The sequence below is a fragment of the Streptomyces sp. NPDC042364 genome, from assembly GCF_056437585.1.
The window spans coordinates 77188-93509 of the sequence record NZ_JBWKAJ010000023.1 but is presented as its reverse complement, the minus strand read 5'-3'; the positions used below and the strand labels follow the sequence as shown (position 1 = coordinate 93509).

The following is a 16322-nucleotide window of genomic DNA, read 5'->3' as shown; positions in this document are numbered from 1 at the left end:
GTGGCGCCGTGCGGCCCGGTCCCGGCCACGCGGCGCCACGGCGTCCCTCGCGTTCCGGCGCCTCCCGGGACCCGTGGTGACCGCGGTGCCGTACCGGCGGCTGGAGGGTGTCGTGCCTGGTCCGGAGCCCTCGATCACGCTCCGGTACGGGAGGCCGGGTGCCGGCGCGTGAGCAGCACGCCCAGGGCGATCATGCCGATGCCGAGGACGAAGTGCAGCCAGTCGTCGGCCGTGTTCAGCGGGACGAAGTTGGCGTCGCTGTGGTGGTCGACGATCAGGCCGTACACCCACAGCACCAGATAGACGGCGCCTCCGACGAGCAGGAAGCTACGGGCGCCGGCCGCCGTGCGGGCCAGCAGCAGGCCCGCGATTCCGAACGCCAGATGGACGAGGTTGTGCAGGACGGAGATCTGGAAGATCCCCAGCAGTTCGGCACCCGATTCGTGGGAGGCGAACTCCATGGTGTCGTAGTCGGTGGTGATGCCCGGGATGAACCCCAGGATCCCGACCAGCAGGAACACCGCTCCGACCAGCAGTGCCGCCTGCTGGACAGGGGTACGGGCGCGGTGCGTCGGACGTGTGTGCGTGGTCATGGCGGTGGCCTTCTCTCGGGGCGCGTCAGGGTGAGCGCCTGCGCGCCGGGTACCCCCGGGATTCAGGAATGACGCCGGACGAAACCGGATGTTCCGGTCGCGGCCCCTGATCGCCGACGGGCGCGGTCAGGGCGTGACGGGCACAGCGCCTCGGGTGGGCCGGGCAGGGATGCCGGCCGGGTTCGCGGTCGGCATCCCTCGCGGAGCTGCCCGAACGCCCGCACCGGGGTCCGCTCCGCCGCGGGGTGCCGAAGGGCTCCCGCCGCGTACCCGGGTGGTCCCGGTCATGGGGCCGGGTGACCCATGGTCCGGTGCGGGGTCCGGGACGACGCTTGAGGTGACAGGGTCCGTACGCCCGTTCCGGAGGTACGTCATGAACGCTCCCCCCACGCCCGGCATGCTGCGGGCGCTGCCCGCCGAGCACCGGCAGCGGCTGATGCGGTTCGCCCGGGAGGTGGCGTTCCCCCAGGGCGCCCGGATCTTCGAGGAGGGGGGCACCGCCGACCGGTTCTGGATCATCCGGACCGGCACGGTCGCCCTCGACATGCGTGTGCCCGGCCGCCGCCCGGCTGTCATCGAGACCCTGGGACACAACGAACTCATCGGCTGGTCCTGGCTGTTCACCCCGCACGTCTGGCATCTGGGAGCCGAGGCGACCAGCCCGGTGCGCGCCCACGAGTTCGACGCCACGGCGATCCGACTGATGTGCCAGGAGGACCCCGTGCTCGGCTACGCCGTCGCGCAGTGGGTCGGCGCCATCCTCGCCCACCGGCTGCACTCGGCCCGCACGCGCCTGCTGGACCTGTACGCCCCCTACGGCAGCGGCACCCTCCGGTGACCACCGACGACTGACATCCGACGGACCCGCCCCGCGACCTGACGACGAGGAGACATGATGCACGGCACCCCGCACATCGTGAGCGACGTGATGACCCACACCGTCGCCGCCATAGGCAGTGGCGCCGCTTTCAAGGAGATCGTGCGGATGATGCACGACTGGAGGGTCAGCGCCCTGCCCGTCGTGGCGGGTGAGGGGCGCGTCGTCGGCGTGGTGTCCGAGGCGGATCTGCTGCCCAAGGAGGAGTTCCGCGACAGCGACCCCGACCGGTACACCCAGCGGCGGCGGCTCGCCGACCTCGCCAAGGCGGGCGCGGTGACCGCCGAGGAGCTGATGACCTCTCCGGCCGTCACCGTCCGCGCCGACGCGACCCTCGCCGAGGCCGCGCGGGCCATGGCCCACGCGCGGGTCAAGCGGCTTCCGGTGGTCGACGAGCTGGGCATGCTGGAGGGGATCGTGAGCCGCGGCGACCTGCTGAAGGTGTTCCTGCGCGACGACGGCGACATCGCCGAGGAGGTGCGCCGGGAGGTGGTGGCGTATCTGTTCCCGGCCCCGGCCTCGGCCGTACGCCTCACCGTGCGGGACGGGGTCGTGCGGCTCGGCGGGCGCGTCCGGGACACCTCCCTCGTCCCCGTGGCCGCGCGGTTGATCCGGGCCGTCGAGGGCGTCGTCGACGTCGAGTTCGACCTCGCGGGGCGCTCCGCCGGCGGCCCGTCCGGGCACGAGGAGAGCGTCCCGTCGTCGTGATCCGCCACGGTCGCGGGCGGTGGGCACCGGCCGGGGGCTTCGCGGCCCGGCCGGTGCCCGCTCCTAGGTCGTCGAGGGGCTGACGAGGGTGTTCTCGCCGGTACGGCCGGCGAGGTAGTCCTCGACGTTGGCGACCGTCGTGGCCGCGATCTGCCCGACGGCCTCCCGGGTGAAGTACGCCTGGTGCGAGGTGACCAGGACGTTGTTGAAGGTCATCAGCCGGGCGAGGCGCTCGTCGGTCATCACCTCCAGGGACTTGTCGAGGAAGAACAGTCCGGCCTCCTCCTCGTACACGTCCAGGCCGACCCCCCTCAGCCGCCCCGCACGCAGGGTGTCCAGCAGGGCGTCGGTGTCGATCAGACCGCCGCGGCTGGAGTTGACCAGGAGCGCGTCGTCCTTCATCAGGGCGAGGGCGGCCGCGTCCACCAGGTGGTGGGTGCTCTCCAGGAGCGGCACGTGCAGGCTCACCAGGTCCGCCTCGGCGAACAGCTCCTCCCGGGAGGCGTACCGCATGCCGAGGGCCAGGCAGTCGGGGTTCTCGGCGGCGTCCCAGCCCAGCAGCCGCATGCCGAAGCCGTGCGCGATCCGGGCGAACGCGGTACCGATCTTGCCGGTGCCCACGACGCCCGCGGTCCTGCCGTGCAGATCGCGGCCCATCAGTCCGTCGAGCCGGAAGTCGAACTCCCGGGTGCGGTGAGCGGCCCGGACGATCCGGCGGTCGACGGCCAGGGCCAGCGCCCACGCGAACTCGGCCACCGCGTACGGGGAGTAGTACGAGACGCGCGCCACCGTCAGGCCCAGTTCCCCGGCCGCCGTCAGGTCGATGTTGTTGTACCCGGTGGCCCTCTGGGCGATCATCCGTGTCCCGCCCGCGGCCAGAGTGCGCAGCACTCCCGCGTCCAGGGTGTCGTTGACGCCGCAGAGGACGACCTCGCGGCCGTCGGCGGTCGGGGCGGTGTCCTCGTCCAGGAACAGCGACAGGCAGCGCAGCCGGTGCCGGTCGGCGAACGCCCGGTCGAAGGCCGTCCGCAGCAGGGGTTCCTCGTCCGACTGGACGCCGTACGCGACGATCTCCACGTGCTTTCCTCTCCTGAGGCGAGTGATCACTCCTCCCACCGTAGGCCGCCGTCGTCGTCGCGCGGGGCCCGGACCCTGCCGGGCGTCCGGCGCGGCCGCCGCCCTGTGCGCCGGTGAGGGCGGCGGCCGCGGCGCGAGTCCTCCCGTCTCCCCTGTCAGGAGGGCTCGCTCGGCATCCCCGGGGCTTGTGGGGCACCAGAGTGCGCACCCACCGGCGAAAGCCCGCGAGGAGTGGTTGAACGGCCCTCCGGCGCCCTGGGCGAGTGGGCGGAGGACCGGTACCGCCTCACGGGGCGGGGCGGCTCCCGCCCGGGGTGACACCCGTGAGTTCCGCCGCCACGCCGGAGGCCCACGCCCTGACGGCGGGGAAGTCACGGAAGTCCCCGCCCTTCCCGGACCGGAGGATCATCCCGGCGACCCATCCCTTCGCCCCCTCCTCCAGGCAGCCGCCGAAGGTGACGTGCCCCCTGGCGTCGAGCCGGACCATGGCCTTGCTCACACCGGGGACGGGCGGGATGTCCCGCTCCGAGGCGGACGGATCGAGGGGGCCGCTGCTGAACAGCCACAGGGGGCGTTCGGCCAGTGCGCGGCCGTGGCGGCGCAGGAAGCGCCGGGCGTCCTTCTGCCAGCGCCCCGCGTAGAGCCCGCCGCCGACGATCACGGCGTCGTACGGCGCCAGGCTCGTCACGGACTGCGCCGGGAGCGCCTCTGCGGTGAGTCCGGCGCCGTTCAGGGTCTCGGCGACGGTCTCGGCGATCCGCGCGGTCGATCCGTTGGTCGTTCCGTAAGCGACCAGCACGCTGGTGGCCATGTGGTCCGCCTCCTTTCGGAAGCCGTGGTGTGATGCCCGGTCTCAGGTCTCCGGCACCCGGTGCGGTACGACGGCGACCGGGCAGGCGGAGTGGTGCAGCGCGGTGTGGGCGACGCGGCCCAACTGGAGCCCGAAGCGGTGCTCCTTGTGGCGCCGGGCCCCGACGACCAGCAGGTCGGCGCCGGCCGAGGCGTCGAGCAGCACCTTGCGCGCGGGGCCCTCGGCGGTGCGCCGGTGCACCCGCACGGTGGGGTACTGGGCGGCCACGTCGTTGAGCGCGGCCTCCAGGTTCTCGGCGGCCTCCTCTTCGTGCAGTCGGGCGGGTTCGCCCGCGAGCAGGGGGTGGTCGGTGGTCTCGTGCGCGGGGCACCGCCAGGCCCGTACTGCCTCCAGTACGGCGCCCCGCCGCTCCGCCTCCTCGAAGGCGAAACGGACGGCCTCGGCGCCGTGGGCCTCCTCGCCGACGCCCAGCAGGATCCGCCCCTGCGCCACCGGCGGCGGCTGCCGGTCGTGGCCGCCGCGCAGCACGACGACCGGGCAGGTGGCGTACGCGGCCACGCCCAGGCTGACGGAACCGAGCAGGAACTCGGCGATGCCGCCGCGCCCCCGGGCTCCGAGAACCAGCGCCGTGGCCTCTCGTCCCTCCTTGACCAGCGCGTACTCCGGCTCCTCGGGAACGATCTCGGTGGACACCTTCACCTCCGGACGGCGCACTCGCGCCCGCCGGGCGGCGGCGTCGACGATGCCCTCCGCGAGCGTCTGCTCGGACGGTTTGCCGAGGTCCTCGGCGAGCGGGGCGCTCTCGTAGCGCTGCCACAGCGAGGCGTGCACCACTCGTAGCGGCACCCCGCGCAGGGCGGCCTCGTCCGCCGCCCAGTCGACGGCCCGCAGACTCGGCTCGGAGCCGTCGACGCCGACGACCAGGGGAAGTTCCATCGGTGGTCCTCCTCGGGATGAAGGGATCTCGGGTGCCCCGTCAGGGGTGGGCGATCACGGCCACGGGGGCGGTGGCGTGATGCAGGACGGCGTGGGTGACCGGGCCGATGTGCGCGCCGACGGGGCTGCGGCGGATCCGGCGGCCGACGACCACCAGCGAGGCCTCGCGGGAGGCGTCGGCGATGTGGTGGGCGGGGCTGCCCCAGCGGCACACCTCGGTGACGTCGACTCCGGGGAACTTCCGCTGCCAGGGCCTGAGCACCTCGGTCAGGGCGGTCACCTGGTTCTTCCGCAGCTCGGGACCGAGCTCCGGGTCGGCGGGGATGGCGTAGGCGTAGTACGGCGGCGGGTTCCAGCCGTTGACGACCCGCAGGGCGGTCCCCCGCCGGGCCGCCGCGTCGAAGGCGAACTCGATCACCGAGTCGTGCGGGTTCTCGGTGTCGAGGCCGAGGACGACGGGCCGGAACGGGGTGCCGGTCGACGGGACGCCGACCGGGTCGGCCTGGTGCTCGTCGGCGGCCTGTTCCCCGGCGCGGACGAGGACGACCGGCTGGTCGGCGTGCGCGACGACCATCTGGCCGACGGAGCCCACCAGGAAGCCGCCGAGGCCGCTCATCCCCCGGGAGCCGAGGACCAGCAGCGCGGCGTCCTTCGCGGCGCGTGTCAGGACCTCACCGGGCCGGCCGCTGATCTGTTCCACGGTGATGTCCACTCCGGGGTGCCGCAGCCGCAGCTCTTCGGCCGCCTCGCGGGGAATCCGCTCGCTCCAGTGCTGGAGCGTCTCGGCGGCGAGCAGCGGCGCCTGGGCGATGGGGTCGGGCACCGGTTCCCAGACGTGGACGAGCCTGAGCGGCAGACCGCGCAGCTTCGCCTCGCGGGCCGCCCACTCGGCGGCGGCCCGGCTCTCGGCCGAGCCGTCGAGCCCTGCGACAACGGTGTTCACCATGGTTCTGCCTCCTGAACGGGGGGTGTGCTTACAGCTTCGTACCGGCAGGGCCGTCGGACGCAGGGGCCGCAAGGCCCCGACAGGGGCCGAACGTCCCTGAAGCGGCCGGTTCAGGGGGAAGCCCGGCCGAGTGGCTCGCGCGGGCGTGTCCCGGCGGTGGATGCTGATCTCCACGCGGTGAAGGGGAGGCCCATGGTCCAGGGCTCGGACAGACAGCACGTTACGGGGTGGCGCCGTCTGACGCCCGGGCTCGGCACCCTCCTCGGCTACCGGCGCTCGTGGCTGAGGGGCGACGTCCTGGCCGGGCTGACGGTCGCCGCGTACCTCGTGCCCCAGGTGATGGCGTACGCGGGGGTGGCGGGGCTGCCGCCGGTCGCCGGGCTGTGGGCGATCCTGCCGGCCCTGGCCGCGTACGCCCTGTTCGGCTCGTCCCGGCTGCTGTCGGTGGGCCCGGAGTCGACGACCGCGCTGATGACGGCGACGGTGGTCGCTCCCCTCGCCGCCGGGGACCCCGACCGGTACGCGGCCCTGGCGGCGACGCTCGCGATCACGGTGGGTCTGCTGTGCGTGGCGGCCCGCGTGGCCCGGCTCGGTTTCGTGGCGGACCTGCTGTCCCGGCCGGTGCTGATCGGATATCTGGCGGGCGTGGCGCTGATCATGACGATGGACCAGCTGCCCAAGCTGACCGGGGCCGGCACCACGGGCTCCTCGTTCTTCTCGCAGCTGTGGTCCTTCCTCCGGAACCTGCCGGACGCGCACACGGCCACCGTCGTGTTCTCCGCCGTAGCGCTGGCCCTCCTCTTCACCGTCGCCCGGTACGTGCGGGCCGTTCCCGGTCCCCTGCTGGTGCTCGTCGCGGGCACGGCGGCCGTCGCCGCCCTCGGGCTGGACGACCGGTACGGCATCGAGGTGATCGGGGACGTGCCGATCGGCCTGCCCGGGTTCTCCACGCCGGACCTGACCGAGCTGCCCCGTCTGGTGCTGCCCGCGCTGGGGGTGCTGCTCGTCGGCTACACCGACTTCATCCTCACCGCACGGGCCTTCGCCGACCGGAGCGGGGAGGAGGCGCTCGACGCCGACCAGGAGTTCCTCGCCCTGGGTGCCGCCAACCTCGGGGCGGGCGCGCTGAGCGGGTTCCCGGTGAGCAGCAGCGCCAGCCGTACCGCGCTCGCGTCCTCGGCGGGCGCCCGCAGCCAGGCGTACTCGCTGGTGGCCGGGGCGGCCGTCCTGGCCGTGCTGCTCTTCCTCAGTCCGCTGCTGTCCCGCACCCCGAGGGCCGTCCTGGGTGTGCTCGTCGTCTACGCGGCCGTCCGCATGATCGACATGGCGGGTTTCCGCAGGCTCGCGGCGTTCCGGCGGCGGGAGCTGCTGCTGGCCCTCGGCTGCCTCGCCGGGGTCCTCGTCCTCGACATCCTGTACGGGGTGCTGGTCGCCGTCGGACTGTCGATCGCGGAGCTGCTGACCCGGGTGGCGCGCCCGCACGACGCCGTCCAGGGGCTGGTGCCCGGCGTGGCGGGCATGCACGACATCGACGACTACCCCGACGCCCGGACGATCCCCGGCCTGCTGGTCTACCGCTACGACTCCCCGCTGTTCTTCGCCAACGCGGAGGACTTCCGGCGCCGTGCCCTGGCCGCGGTGGACCAGCAGGAGGACCCGGTGCGCTGGTTCGTCCTCAACGCCGAGGCCAACGTCGAGGTCGACATCACCGCCCTGGACGCCGTGGACGAGCTCCGCCGCGAACTGACGCGGCGGGGCGTGGTCTTCGCGCTCGCCCGCGTCAAGCAGGACCTGATGAACGACCTCAGGGCCTACGGCCTCACGGAATCCGTCGGCGCCGAGCGGATCTTCCCGACGCTGCCGACGGCGGTGGCGGCGTACCGGACGTGGGGCCGGGGCCGGTAGCCGCGGAAGCCGCCCGCGACCGGGCGGGCGGGCAGGTCCGGGCGGCGCCCCGGTCACGGGGGCCGGTCGGGGAGAAGGAGGCGTCTGCTCTCCCCCGGCTGGAGACGCACCTCACGGCCGGGCAGCCTGACGTCGATCGGGGAACGGTCGGAGGACGGCACGGTGATCTCCAGCAGCCCCCGCTCCAGCCGCAGACGTACACCCCAGTGGCCCTGGTAGCGGAGGGCGAACCCGTACGACGACAGCTCCGGCAGCGGCACCGGGTCGAGCCACAGCGCGCCCTCGCGGGTCTCCAGGCCCGTCAGACCCCGCTGGACGAGGTCGAGGGTGCCGGCCATGGCGCCGAGGTGGATGCCCTCGCCGGTGGTGCCGCCCTGCAGATCGGCGATGTCACCGCGCAGGGCCTCCTGGCAGAACGTCCACGCCTCGGCCCGCCGCGCCCTGGCCAGTACCCAGCCGTGCACCAGGCCGCTGAGGGTGGAGCCGTGGCTGGTGCGGGCGAGGTAGTGGTCGACGGTGCGCCGCCACAGGTCGTCGTCCAGCCGGTGACCCAGCCGGGCGAACAGGCGGTGGAGCTCGGCGGGCGAGAACAGGTACCCGAGCATCAGCACATCGGCCTGCTTGGACGCCTGGTAGCGGTTGACGGTGTCGCCCTCCGCCTCCAGGATCCGGTCCAGGCGCCGGATGTCGCCGTAGCGTCGGCGATACCCCGGCCAGTCCAGTTCGGCGAGGTCCCCGTAGCCCTCGAACTGGCTGATCACACCGCTGTGGAAGGGCACGTGCAGGGTGCGTGACACGTCCTCCCAGCGTTCGAGTTCGCCGCCGTCCAGGCCGGTCCGCTCGGTCAGTTCGCGGCGGCGGGGCTCGGGGAGGGCGTTCAGCACGTCCAGCGTGCGGGTGAGGACCCACGCCGCGGTGACGTTGGTGTACGCGTTGTCGTCGAGGCCGGGCTCCCGGGCGCCGGGATATGCGTCGTGGTACTCGTCGGGGCCGACGACGCCGCGGATGCGGTGCCGTCCCAGGCTCTCGTCGTACGCGGCCGAGTCCGCCCAGAAACGGGCGATCTGCAGCAGCATCTCGGCGCCCTTGGTGTGCAGGAACTCGGCGTCGCCGCTCGCCTCGCAGTACTGCCAGACGTTGTACGCGATCGCCGACCCCACGTGGCGCTGGAGCCGGGAGTGGTCGGGCAGCCAGCGCCCGGAGCGCGGGTTGAGATGCAGCTCCTGTGTCTCCTCCCGGCCGTCGCTGCCGCTCTGCCACGGGTACAGGGCACCGCGCCGCCCGACGGCCCGTGCGGCGGCGCAGGCCTGGTCCAGGCGCCGGTGTCGGTAGCGGAGCAGCGCGCGGGACACCTCGGGGAAGTGCATGTTCAGGTACGGCAGGACGAACAGCTCGTCCCAGAAGACATGGCCCCGGTACGCCTCTCCGTGCAGTCCCCGGGCGGGTACGCCGACGTCGAGGTCGGCGGTGTGCGGGGACAGGGTCTGCAGCAGGTGGAAGAGGTGCAGCCGAAGGATGGGGCCCGCCTCACCGGGCACCTCCAGGCCCGCCCGGCGCCACAGCTGGGCCCAGGCGGTCGTGTGCGCCGAGAGCAGGCCGTCGAAACCCGGCGCCCGGCCGACCCGGTCGATCGCGGCGCGCAGCGGGTCGCTGATCGCCGGGTCGCGGGAGGTGTGCAGGGCCACGGTCTTGTCGACGGTACCGGTGGTGCCGGGAGCCAGGAGCAGGCGGACGCCCTGGACGGCGTACGGGGGTGTGTGCCGGTTCCGGACGGGGGACCCGGCGGTCAGGCGGGCGGCCATGCCGACGCGGATGTCGGAGGTGCGGGTGCGGCAGCGCAGCCACACCGTGTCCGTGCCGGTGGAGCCGGTGTGCACATGGGTGAGGTGGTGGCCGTCCAGGTCGCGGTAGCGGGGCACGCCGGCGTTGGTGACACCGCCGTCGAGCCGGGCCTCGACCTCGATCTCCGTCTCGCCCGGCACTCCCTGCACGGTGAACTCGGTGCGCAGCGCGCCGACATGGGGATCGGCCATGTGCACGAGGCGGCGCTGCCGTACGGCCAGGGTGCCTCGGGTGTCGAGCGCGTACGTGGTCCGGCGTTCCAGCGTGCCCGAGGCCAGGTGGAGGACCTGGCGGTGGTCGAGCACGGTGCCCGTGTCCGGCGTGAGCCACTGCTGCCCGGGAAGGCGGAAACGCAGCGGCAGCCAGTTCGGGAGGTTGACCATGTCCTCGTTCTCGACCCGGCGCCCCGCGATGTCGGAGGTGAGCCGGTTGTAGCAGCCGGCCGCGTAGGTGCCCGGGTAGTGCACGCCGTCGGCGGCGCATTCGGGCAGGACCCCACGGGTGGCGAAGTAGCCGTTGCCCAGGGTGCACAGCGACTCCCGCAGCCGCTCGTCCGCGGCCTCGTAGCCCTCGTACTCCCACGTCCAGCCGTTCACTCCGCCAGTATCGAAGACACCGGGGCCCGCGTCCCGTCGGGACGGGCGCGCGGGCGCGGGCCGCCGGGCCGCCGGGCCGCCGGGCCGCCGGGCCGCCGGGCCGCCGGGCCGCCGGGCCGCCGGGCCGGTCAGAGGATCAGTGCCTGCCAGTAGGTCCAGAACCGGGTCGCGATGAGCATCCCGATCAGGGCGTACCAGGTCACGGGCACCACCCAGTGGAACTCCCATGCCGCGGCGACCAGTTGGCGAGGTGCCCGGATGATGCCGTGGCGGAGGTTGTGCACGGTCGTGTACCAGAACATGGCGATGGTGGCGGCCCACACGAGCATGCACCACAGGCAGAGCGCACCGATGTCGTACAGCGCCTGGGTCATGAGCCACATGCTGAAGACCACGCCGCCGAGAGTGCCGAGGTTGAGGCCCAGCCAGTACCAGCGCCGGTAGCGGGCCCCCGCCAGCAGGCCGAACCCGATGCCGGTCACGGCCCCGAAGGCGATCAGGCCGATCACCGGGTTGGGGAAGCCGAACAGGGCCGCCTGCTCGCTGCGCATCACACTGGTGCAGGACACGACGGGGCTCAGACTGCACGGGGGCACATACGACGCGTTCTCCAGGAGCCGGAACTTGTCGATGGTGATGACGAAGGAGCCGAGGAGCCCGAGCGCCCCCGTGACCACGAGAAGCCAGGCGAAGGCGGGCCGTGCACCCGTGCGGGAGGCGTCGCCGTCTCGCCGGGCGCCCTGGCCGGGTGTGAGACTCGTCGTGCTCACCTCGCACCGCCCTTCACCGCGCAGGCACCCGGGCGGCGCGCTGCCGCCGTATGGGTGGCCGTTCCGTCCAGCGACGCGGTGCGGGCGCCGGCGCCTCTTGCCCGGCGAGCGGCGCCGGCCGGCCAGACGACCTCGACGGGGATGCCGCGGGACCGGGCGTACGCCACGAGATGGGCGGTGGCGTCCGTGCCGTCGGACGGTGAGCCGTCCCAGACCGCGTAGACCTTGCGGCAGGCCGCGACGAGGCGTTCGTCGGCGCTCACACAGGCGTCCCGGTCCGCGGGGTCGAAGCCCAGCAGCCGGACCTCCTCGGCGAGCGTCAGCAGTTCCGCGGCTCCCGACCGGTCGGGCTCGGGCAGCACGGCGGGCACCGCTCGCTGCGTCGGCAGCGTCACCACCAGCCTCCGTCCCGCCGCGCGGACCGCCCGCCCGAACACCACGGGCACTCCCGCACCGGCGCGCACCAGACCGGCGGCACCTTCGCCCAGCCGGTCCAGATGGTCCCGTAGTGCGGTCTGCACCAACTCCAGCGCGGGCGCGGTCAGGTCCGCGTGCCCCACCGCGACGATCACCGCTCGACCTCCCGAGCCGTCCTCTTGCCGGACATGTGCGTCCTTCCGCCTCAGCAACCGATGGGATGCAGTGAAGCCCGGGGCGGTCGTGCGGGGGTAGGGCCGAACGGACCCAGAGGCAGGGCGATTCCGCCCTGGTCAGGATGGATGCGGGGTCGGGGCGGGCCACACGGGGCGGTCTCGTCGGCCGGCGCACGGGGCGGTCTCGTCCGCCGGGCTGGTCCTGGGACGTTCGCGCGCGTCGGCGCCGGCCACCGCGTCGGGGCCGGCGCCGACGAGGACGCGTCTCAGGAAATGGATCCGGTCACTCTCCGGGCCTGATGCGGCCACGCCAGGCTCCGGACTCGCCGCCACGCTTCTCCATGTACTCCTTGAAACGCCGCATGTCGCCCTTCACGCGCCGGTCGATCATGCCCAGCATGTCGCCGGCCTTCTCGGCGGCACCGCTGGGCTCGATGTCCATGACGAGTTCCACCCGGGTGTGCGTGTCGTCCAGGCGCTCGAAGTGGACGGTGCCCCGCTGCCTGGTGTCACCCGAGACGGAGCGCCATGTGATCCGCTCGTCCGGGAGCTGGTCGACGATCTCGGTGTCGAACTCGCGCTTCATCCCGCCGATCTTGGTCGTCCAGTGGTTGTGGCGGTCGTCGAGCTGCCTGACCTCCTCGACCCCTTCCATGAACCGCGGGAACTCCTCGAACTGGGTCCACTGGTTGTAAGCGGTGTGTACGGGGACCTCGACTTCCACCGCTTCCTTGACCGTGCTCATCTGAGACCTCCCTCGATGCCGGATTCGCCACGGCCGGTCCTTCACGGCACCGCCGCGGCCTCTGCACGTGGGCCGGGTACCCAAGGATCACTCGCTTACGACCGCCGCGGTGCCGTTGGTGTCCATCCCGCCGTGGATCGCGAACCGGGACGCCGCGTCTGGCAGGCCGGCGAGGCATGGCGGCCGGCCAGGCGCGGCGGCGCGGACGTGGGCGTGGGCGTGGGTGATCGGCGAAAGGTCACGTCCGTGCGGTTGCGTGGGGCGCGTTTGGCGTGAAAATGGGGCCGCGCGGTTTGTCTGCTTCGCGACGGGTCGGGCCACCCCCGGTGGGAGAGCGCACTGGCTGGCAGGAATCCAGCGGGCACCGGGGAGCCGGCGGCGGTGGCCGCCGGAGGCGTGGCCGATCCGCTGGTCGCTTGCGCGGACGGGAAGGCGGCAGCCATGGACTGGTGGCGGGACGCGGCGTGCGCCCACGAGGACCCCGATCTCTTCTTCCCCGTCGCCGTCACCGGGGCCGCCTTGCGGGACCAGCAGGCGCGGGCGAAGGCGGTCTGCCGACGCTGCCCGGTGATCCGCCCGTGTCTGTCGTGGGCGCTTCAGGCGACCGGCGCGCAGGGAGTCTGGGGCGGTACGTGCGAGGAGGAACGGCGCGGCCTGCTGCGCGGCGCACGCACGGGGGAATCACCACTGGACGCCGCCCCCGGCCCGGCGTGAGGCCGCAGGCGCCCTGGACGCGCCGTGGCGGGGCACTGTCGTAGGCTGGCGGCAACAGCCGTTCGGGCTTCTCGTCTTCGTCAGCCGCCAGCGGTTTCCGGCCATCGCCCAACGAGGTCGACCGGCGGACCGAGCAGTCCCCCTCTCCGATGGGGCTTGGTGTGACGGTGGACGAAGATCCTGCCCGCATTCTGGTCACCCTGACCCGGGCCAGCCATCTGACGACGTTCGAGGAGATGCCCGCCCTGGTCGCCACGCACGCGGAGCGCGCGGGCCTGGGCCGGACCAGTATCTTCCTGGCCGATCTGCAGCAGGACGTGCTGCGCGAGGTGACCGGCCGGGGCGTCGACGCGGGAGAAGGCGGCGAAGAGCTCCGCGTCGACGCCACTCTGGCGGGCCGGGCCTTCCAGAAAGGTCTGGGCGGTGCGGTGACCGACGGCCGGGGACGGCACTGGATCCCGGTGGTGGACGGCACCGAACGCCTCGGGGTCCTGCGCGTCGACGTCACCACCGCCGACCCGGACCGGGAGGCGATGCAGGACCTCGCGTCCCTCCTGGGACTGATGCTGGTGTCCAAGCGCAGCTACAGCGACTCCTACGCCCGCCTCACCCGCACCCGGCGGATGAGCCCCTCCGCCGAGATGCAGTGGACGCTGATGCCGCCGCAGACGTTCTCCGACGGCAGGGTGACCATCGCGGCCGCGATGGAGCCGGCGTACGAGACGGCCGGCGACGCCTTCGACTACGCCCTGGCCGCGGACGTCGCCCATCTGGCCATCTTCGACGCCATGGGTCACGACACCGCCGCGGGGCTGACCGCGAACCTGGCCATCGCCACCTGCCGCAGCAACCGCCGCCGGGGTGCCGGACTCCCGGAGGCGGGCGCCTCCATCGAGGCGGCTCTGCTCGAGCAGTTCCATCACAGCCGCTACGCCACCGGCATCCTCGCCGACCTCGACCTGACGACCGGATACCTGAGCTGGGTCGACTACGGGCACCCGCTGCCCGTCCTGATCCGGGGCGGCCGCTGGGTCACCACCCTGGCCTGCTCCCCCACCCACCCTCTGGGGACCGACCTCGGCCTGGCCACCACCATCTGCCGGGAGCAGCTGGAACCGGGCGACCGGCTGCTGTTCCACACCGACGGCATCACCGAGACGCGGGACGCCACCGGGCAGGAGTTCGGCCGCAACCGCTTCGTCGACTTCGTCGTCCGCCACCACGCCGACGGGGTCCCGCTGCCCGAGACACTGCGCCGGCTGGTCCACGCGGTCCTCGACTACCACGACGGTGTCCTGGCCGACGACGCCACGGTCCTGTGCTGCGAATGGCACGGCAGCGCGTCGCCGTGAACGTGAAACCGTCCGTGTCTCCTCCCGGAGTCCCGCCACTCGCCGCTCCCTCCCCCGCGGCCCGTCGCCGCGCCCGGGGCGGCAGCGGGTGCCCGCGCAGCCGTCCGGCCGTTCGCGGCTCCCGGGGCCGGGGCGCGCCGCGTGCCGAGCCCGCGCCGCCGGCGGCGCGGGCTCGGCACCGCTCCCGCGCTCGTCAGGCGTTCAGGGCCGCGAGCACCACGGACCTGGCCTCCTCCTGGATCCGGCGCAGATGGTCCGGGCCGAGGAAGGACTCCGCGTAGATCTTGTAGACGTCCTCGGTGCCGGAAGGGCGGGCCGCGAACCAGGCGTTGGCGGTGGCGACCTTGATCCCGCCGAGGGCGGCGCCGTTGCCCGGGGCCTCGGTGAGCACCGTGGTGACCGGTTCGCCCGCGAGGGTGTCGGCGGTGACCTGGCGCGGCGACAGCTTGGCGAGCAGCGCCTTCTCCTCGCGGGAGGCCGGGGCGTCGACCCGCGCGTAGGCGGGTGCGCCGAAGCGCTCGGTGAGCCCGGCGTAGTGCTGCGACGGGGTCCTGCCCGTGACGGCCGTGATCTCGGAGGCGAGCAGGGCGAGGATGATGCCGTCCTTGTCGGTGGTCCACACCGAGCCGTCGCGGCGCAGGAAGGACGCGCCGGCCGACTCCTCGCCGCCGAAGCCGAGCGTGCCGTCGGACAGTCCGTCCACGAACCACTTGAAGCCGACCGGGACCTCGACCAGGTCCCGGCCGACGTCCGCCGCGACCCGGTCGATCATGCTGGACGACACGAGGGTCTTGCCGATCCCGGCCCCGGCGGGCCACTGCTGCCGGTGCGAGAAGAGGTACGAGATCGCCACGGCCAGATAGTGGTTGGGGTTCATCAGGCCCCCGTCCGGCGTGACGATGCCGTGCCGGTCGGCGTCGGCGTCGTTGCCGGTGGCGATGTCGAACCGGTCGCGCCGCTCGATGAGCGAGGCCATGGCGTGCGGCGAGGAGCAGTCCATACGGATCTTGCCGTCCCAGTCCAGCGTCATGAAGCGCCAGGTGGGGTCGGTGAGCGGGTTCACCACCGTCAGGTCGATCCCGTGCTGTTCGGCGATCCGGCCCCAGTAGGCGACGGAGGCGCCGCCGAGCGGGTCGGCGCCGATGCGTACGCCGGCGGAGCGGATCGCCTCCAGGTCCAGCACGTTCGGCAGGTCGGCCACATAGGTGCCGAGGAAGTCGTGGCGGCCGGTGCCGGGGGCGGCGAGGGCGCGCGTGTACGGGATGCGCCGTACGTCCTTCAGACCGCCGGTGATGATCTCGTTGGCGCGGTCCTGGATCCAGGAGGTCGCCTCCGAACCGGCCGGACCGCCGCTCGGCGGGTTGTACTTGAAGCCGCCGTCGGCGGGCGGGTTGTGCGAGGGGGTGACCACCACGCCGTCGGCGAGGGCCGAGGAGCGGCCGCGGTTGTGGGTGAGGATGGCGTGCGAGACGGCGGGGGTGGGCGTGTAGCCGTCGGCCTGGTCGATGAGGACGGTCACGTCGTTGGCGGCGAACACCTCCAAGGCCGTGATCCGCGCGGGCTCGGACAGGGCGTGGGTGTCGGCGCCGAGGAACAGGGGGCCGTCGGTTCCCTGGGCGGCGCGGTACTCGCAGATGGCCTGACTGGTGGCCGCGATGTGGTCCTCGTTGAACGCCGCCGCGAGGGACGAGCCACGGTGTCCCGAGGTGCCGAACGCCACCCGCTGCCCTGGCTCCGCCGGGTCGGGGTGCAGCGCGTAGTACGCCGTGACCAGGCGGGCCACATCGACGAGGTCCTCGGGTCCGGCGACCTGCCCCGCTCGCGCGTCCTGCATTTCCCGCTCCTCTGCAAGGGTCG

At 73.2% G+C, this 16322-nt stretch carries 15 protein-coding genes; 5 read left to right on the top strand and 10 right to left on the bottom strand.

The window, feature by feature from the left end; genetic code table 11:
• Positions 1–134: 134 nt before the first annotated feature.
• Positions 135–593 (bottom strand): DUF4383 domain-containing protein, encoded by a 459-nt coding sequence (locus AC067N_RS32705; protein WP_478682534.1) that lies wholly within the window; start codon positions 591–593, stop codon positions 135–137.
• Between the two features lie 373 nt (positions 594–966).
• On the opposite strand from AC067N_RS32705, the gene AC067N_RS32700 reads away from it, so the two are divergent.
• Positions 967–1431: a cyclic nucleotide-binding domain-containing protein gene (locus AC067N_RS32700; RefSeq protein ID WP_478682533.1), complete on the top strand. Its 465-nt coding sequence runs from the start codon at positions 967–969 to the stop codon at positions 1429–1431.
• Positions 1432–1488: 57 nt separating this feature from the next.
• Positions 1489–2178: a CBS domain-containing protein gene (locus AC067N_RS32695; protein WP_478682555.1), complete on the top strand. Its 690-nt coding sequence runs from the start codon at positions 1489–1491 to the stop codon at positions 2176–2178.
• Positions 2179–2241: 63 nt separating this feature from the next.
• Here AC067N_RS32695 and AC067N_RS32690 read toward each other — a convergent pair whose 3' ends face one another.
• The 4 genes from AC067N_RS32690 to AC067N_RS32675 all read right to left on the bottom strand — a co-directional run bounded on the left by AC067N_RS32690 (position 2242) and on the right by AC067N_RS32675 (position 5948).
• Complete coding sequence (locus AC067N_RS32690) at positions 2242–3255, bottom strand: 2-hydroxyacid dehydrogenase (RefSeq protein ID WP_478682532.1); 1014 nt, start codon at positions 3253–3255, stop codon at positions 2242–2244.
• Positions 3256–3541: 286 nt separating this feature from the next.
• Entirely contained in the window at positions 3542–4066 is a 525-nt protein-coding gene (locus tag AC067N_RS32685) for a flavodoxin domain-containing protein (RefSeq protein ID WP_478682531.1), read from the bottom strand.
• Between the two features lie 42 nt (positions 4067–4108).
• A complete protein-coding gene (locus AC067N_RS32680) occupies positions 4109–5002 on the bottom strand; it encodes a universal stress protein (RefSeq protein WP_478682530.1) in 894 nt (297 codons plus the stop codon).
• Positions 5003–5042: 40 nt separating this feature from the next.
• On the bottom strand, positions 5043–5948 hold the full coding sequence (locus AC067N_RS32675; protein ID WP_478682529.1) for a universal stress protein: 906 nt from the start codon (positions 5946–5948) through the stop codon (positions 5043–5045).
• A 192-nt stretch (positions 5949–6140) separates the two neighbouring features.
• Between AC067N_RS32675 and AC067N_RS32670 the strand changes: the two genes are divergently transcribed.
• On the top strand, positions 6141–7853 hold the full coding sequence (locus AC067N_RS32670; RefSeq protein ID WP_478682528.1) for a SulP family inorganic anion transporter: 1713 nt from the start codon (positions 6141–6143) through the stop codon (positions 7851–7853).
• Between the two features lie 53 nt (positions 7854–7906).
• Here the strand turns inward: AC067N_RS32670 and AC067N_RS32665 are convergent, their stop codons facing one another.
• From AC067N_RS32665 to AC067N_RS32650, 4 genes are all read right to left on the bottom strand, one after another.
• On the bottom strand, positions 7907–10291 hold the full coding sequence (locus AC067N_RS32665) for a glycoside hydrolase family 65 protein (protein ID WP_478682527.1): 2385 nt from the start codon (positions 10289–10291) through the stop codon (positions 7907–7909).
• Positions 10292–10419: 128 nt separating this feature from the next.
• Positions 10420–11061 (bottom strand): vitamin K epoxide reductase family protein, encoded by a 642-nt coding sequence (locus AC067N_RS32660; protein ID WP_478682526.1) that lies wholly within the window; start codon positions 11059–11061, stop codon positions 10420–10422.
• On the bottom strand, positions 11058–11633 hold the full coding sequence (locus tag AC067N_RS32655; protein ID WP_478682525.1) for a hypothetical protein: 576 nt from the start codon (positions 11631–11633) through the stop codon (positions 11058–11060). Before AC067N_RS32655 ends, AC067N_RS32660 begins: the two co-directional genes overlap by 4 nt.
• 304 nt (positions 11634–11937) lie before the next feature.
• Positions 11938–12399 carry an SRPBCC family protein gene (locus AC067N_RS32650; protein WP_478682524.1) on the bottom strand — a complete coding sequence of 154 codons (462 nt, stop codon included), beginning with the start codon at positions 12397–12399 and terminating at the stop codon, positions 11938–11940.
• A 381-nt stretch (positions 12400–12780) separates the two neighbouring features.
• Between AC067N_RS32650 and AC067N_RS32645 the strand changes: the two genes are divergently transcribed.
• Complete coding sequence (locus AC067N_RS32645) at positions 12781–13113, top strand: WhiB family transcriptional regulator (RefSeq protein ID WP_478682523.1); 333 nt, start codon at positions 12781–12783, stop codon at positions 13111–13113.
• Between the two features lie 149 nt (positions 13114–13262).
• Positions 13263–14465, top strand: a complete 1203-nt coding sequence (locus tag AC067N_RS32640) for a PP2C family protein-serine/threonine phosphatase (protein WP_478682522.1) — start codon at positions 13263–13265, stop codon at positions 14463–14465.
• Positions 14466–14658: 193 nt separating this feature from the next.
• Here AC067N_RS32640 and pgm read toward each other — a convergent pair whose 3' ends face one another.
• A complete protein-coding gene (gene pgm / locus AC067N_RS32635) occupies positions 14659–16299 on the bottom strand; it encodes a phosphoglucomutase (alpha-D-glucose-1,6-bisphosphate-dependent) (RefSeq protein ID WP_478682521.1) in 1641 nt (546 codons plus the stop codon).
• Between the last annotated feature and the right edge of the window lie 23 nt (positions 16300–16322).

Excerpts from the sequence above, each read along its gene's own strand:
- AC067N_RS32700 (WP_478682533.1), top strand. The coding sequence starts at position 967 with ATGAACGCTCCCCCCACGCCCGGCATGCTGCGGGCGCTGCCCGCCGAG.
- AC067N_RS32650 (WP_478682524.1), bottom strand. The coding sequence starts at position 12,399 with ATGAGCACGGTCAAGGAAGCGGTGGAAGTCGAGGTCCCCGTACACACC.
- AC067N_RS32680 (WP_478682530.1), bottom strand. The coding sequence starts at position 5,002 with ATGGAACTTCCCCTGGTCGTCGGCGTCGACGGCTCCGAGCCGAGTCTG.
- AC067N_RS32685 (WP_478682531.1), bottom strand. The coding sequence starts at position 4,066 with ATGGCCACCAGCGTGCTGGTCGCTTACGGAACGACCAACGGATCGACC.
- AC067N_RS32670 (WP_478682528.1), top strand. The coding sequence starts at position 6,141 with ATGGTCCAGGGCTCGGACAGACAGCACGTTACGGGGTGGCGCCGTCTG.
- AC067N_RS32675 (WP_478682529.1), bottom strand. The coding sequence starts at position 5,948 with ATGGTGAACACCGTTGTCGCAGGGCTCGACGGCTCGGCCGAGAGCCGG.
- AC067N_RS32640 (WP_478682522.1), top strand. The coding sequence starts at position 13,263 with ATGGGGCTTGGTGTGACGGTGGACGAAGATCCTGCCCGCATTCTGGTC.
- AC067N_RS32695 (WP_478682555.1), top strand. The coding sequence starts at position 1,489 with ATGCACGGCACCCCGCACATCGTGAGCGACGTGATGACCCACACCGTC.
- AC067N_RS32705 (WP_478682534.1), bottom strand. The coding sequence starts at position 593 with ATGACCACGCACACACGTCCGACGCACCGCGCCCGTACCCCTGTCCAG.
- pgm (WP_478682521.1), bottom strand. The coding sequence starts at position 16,299 with ATGCAGGACGCGCGAGCGGGGCAGGTCGCCGGACCCGAGGACCTCGTC.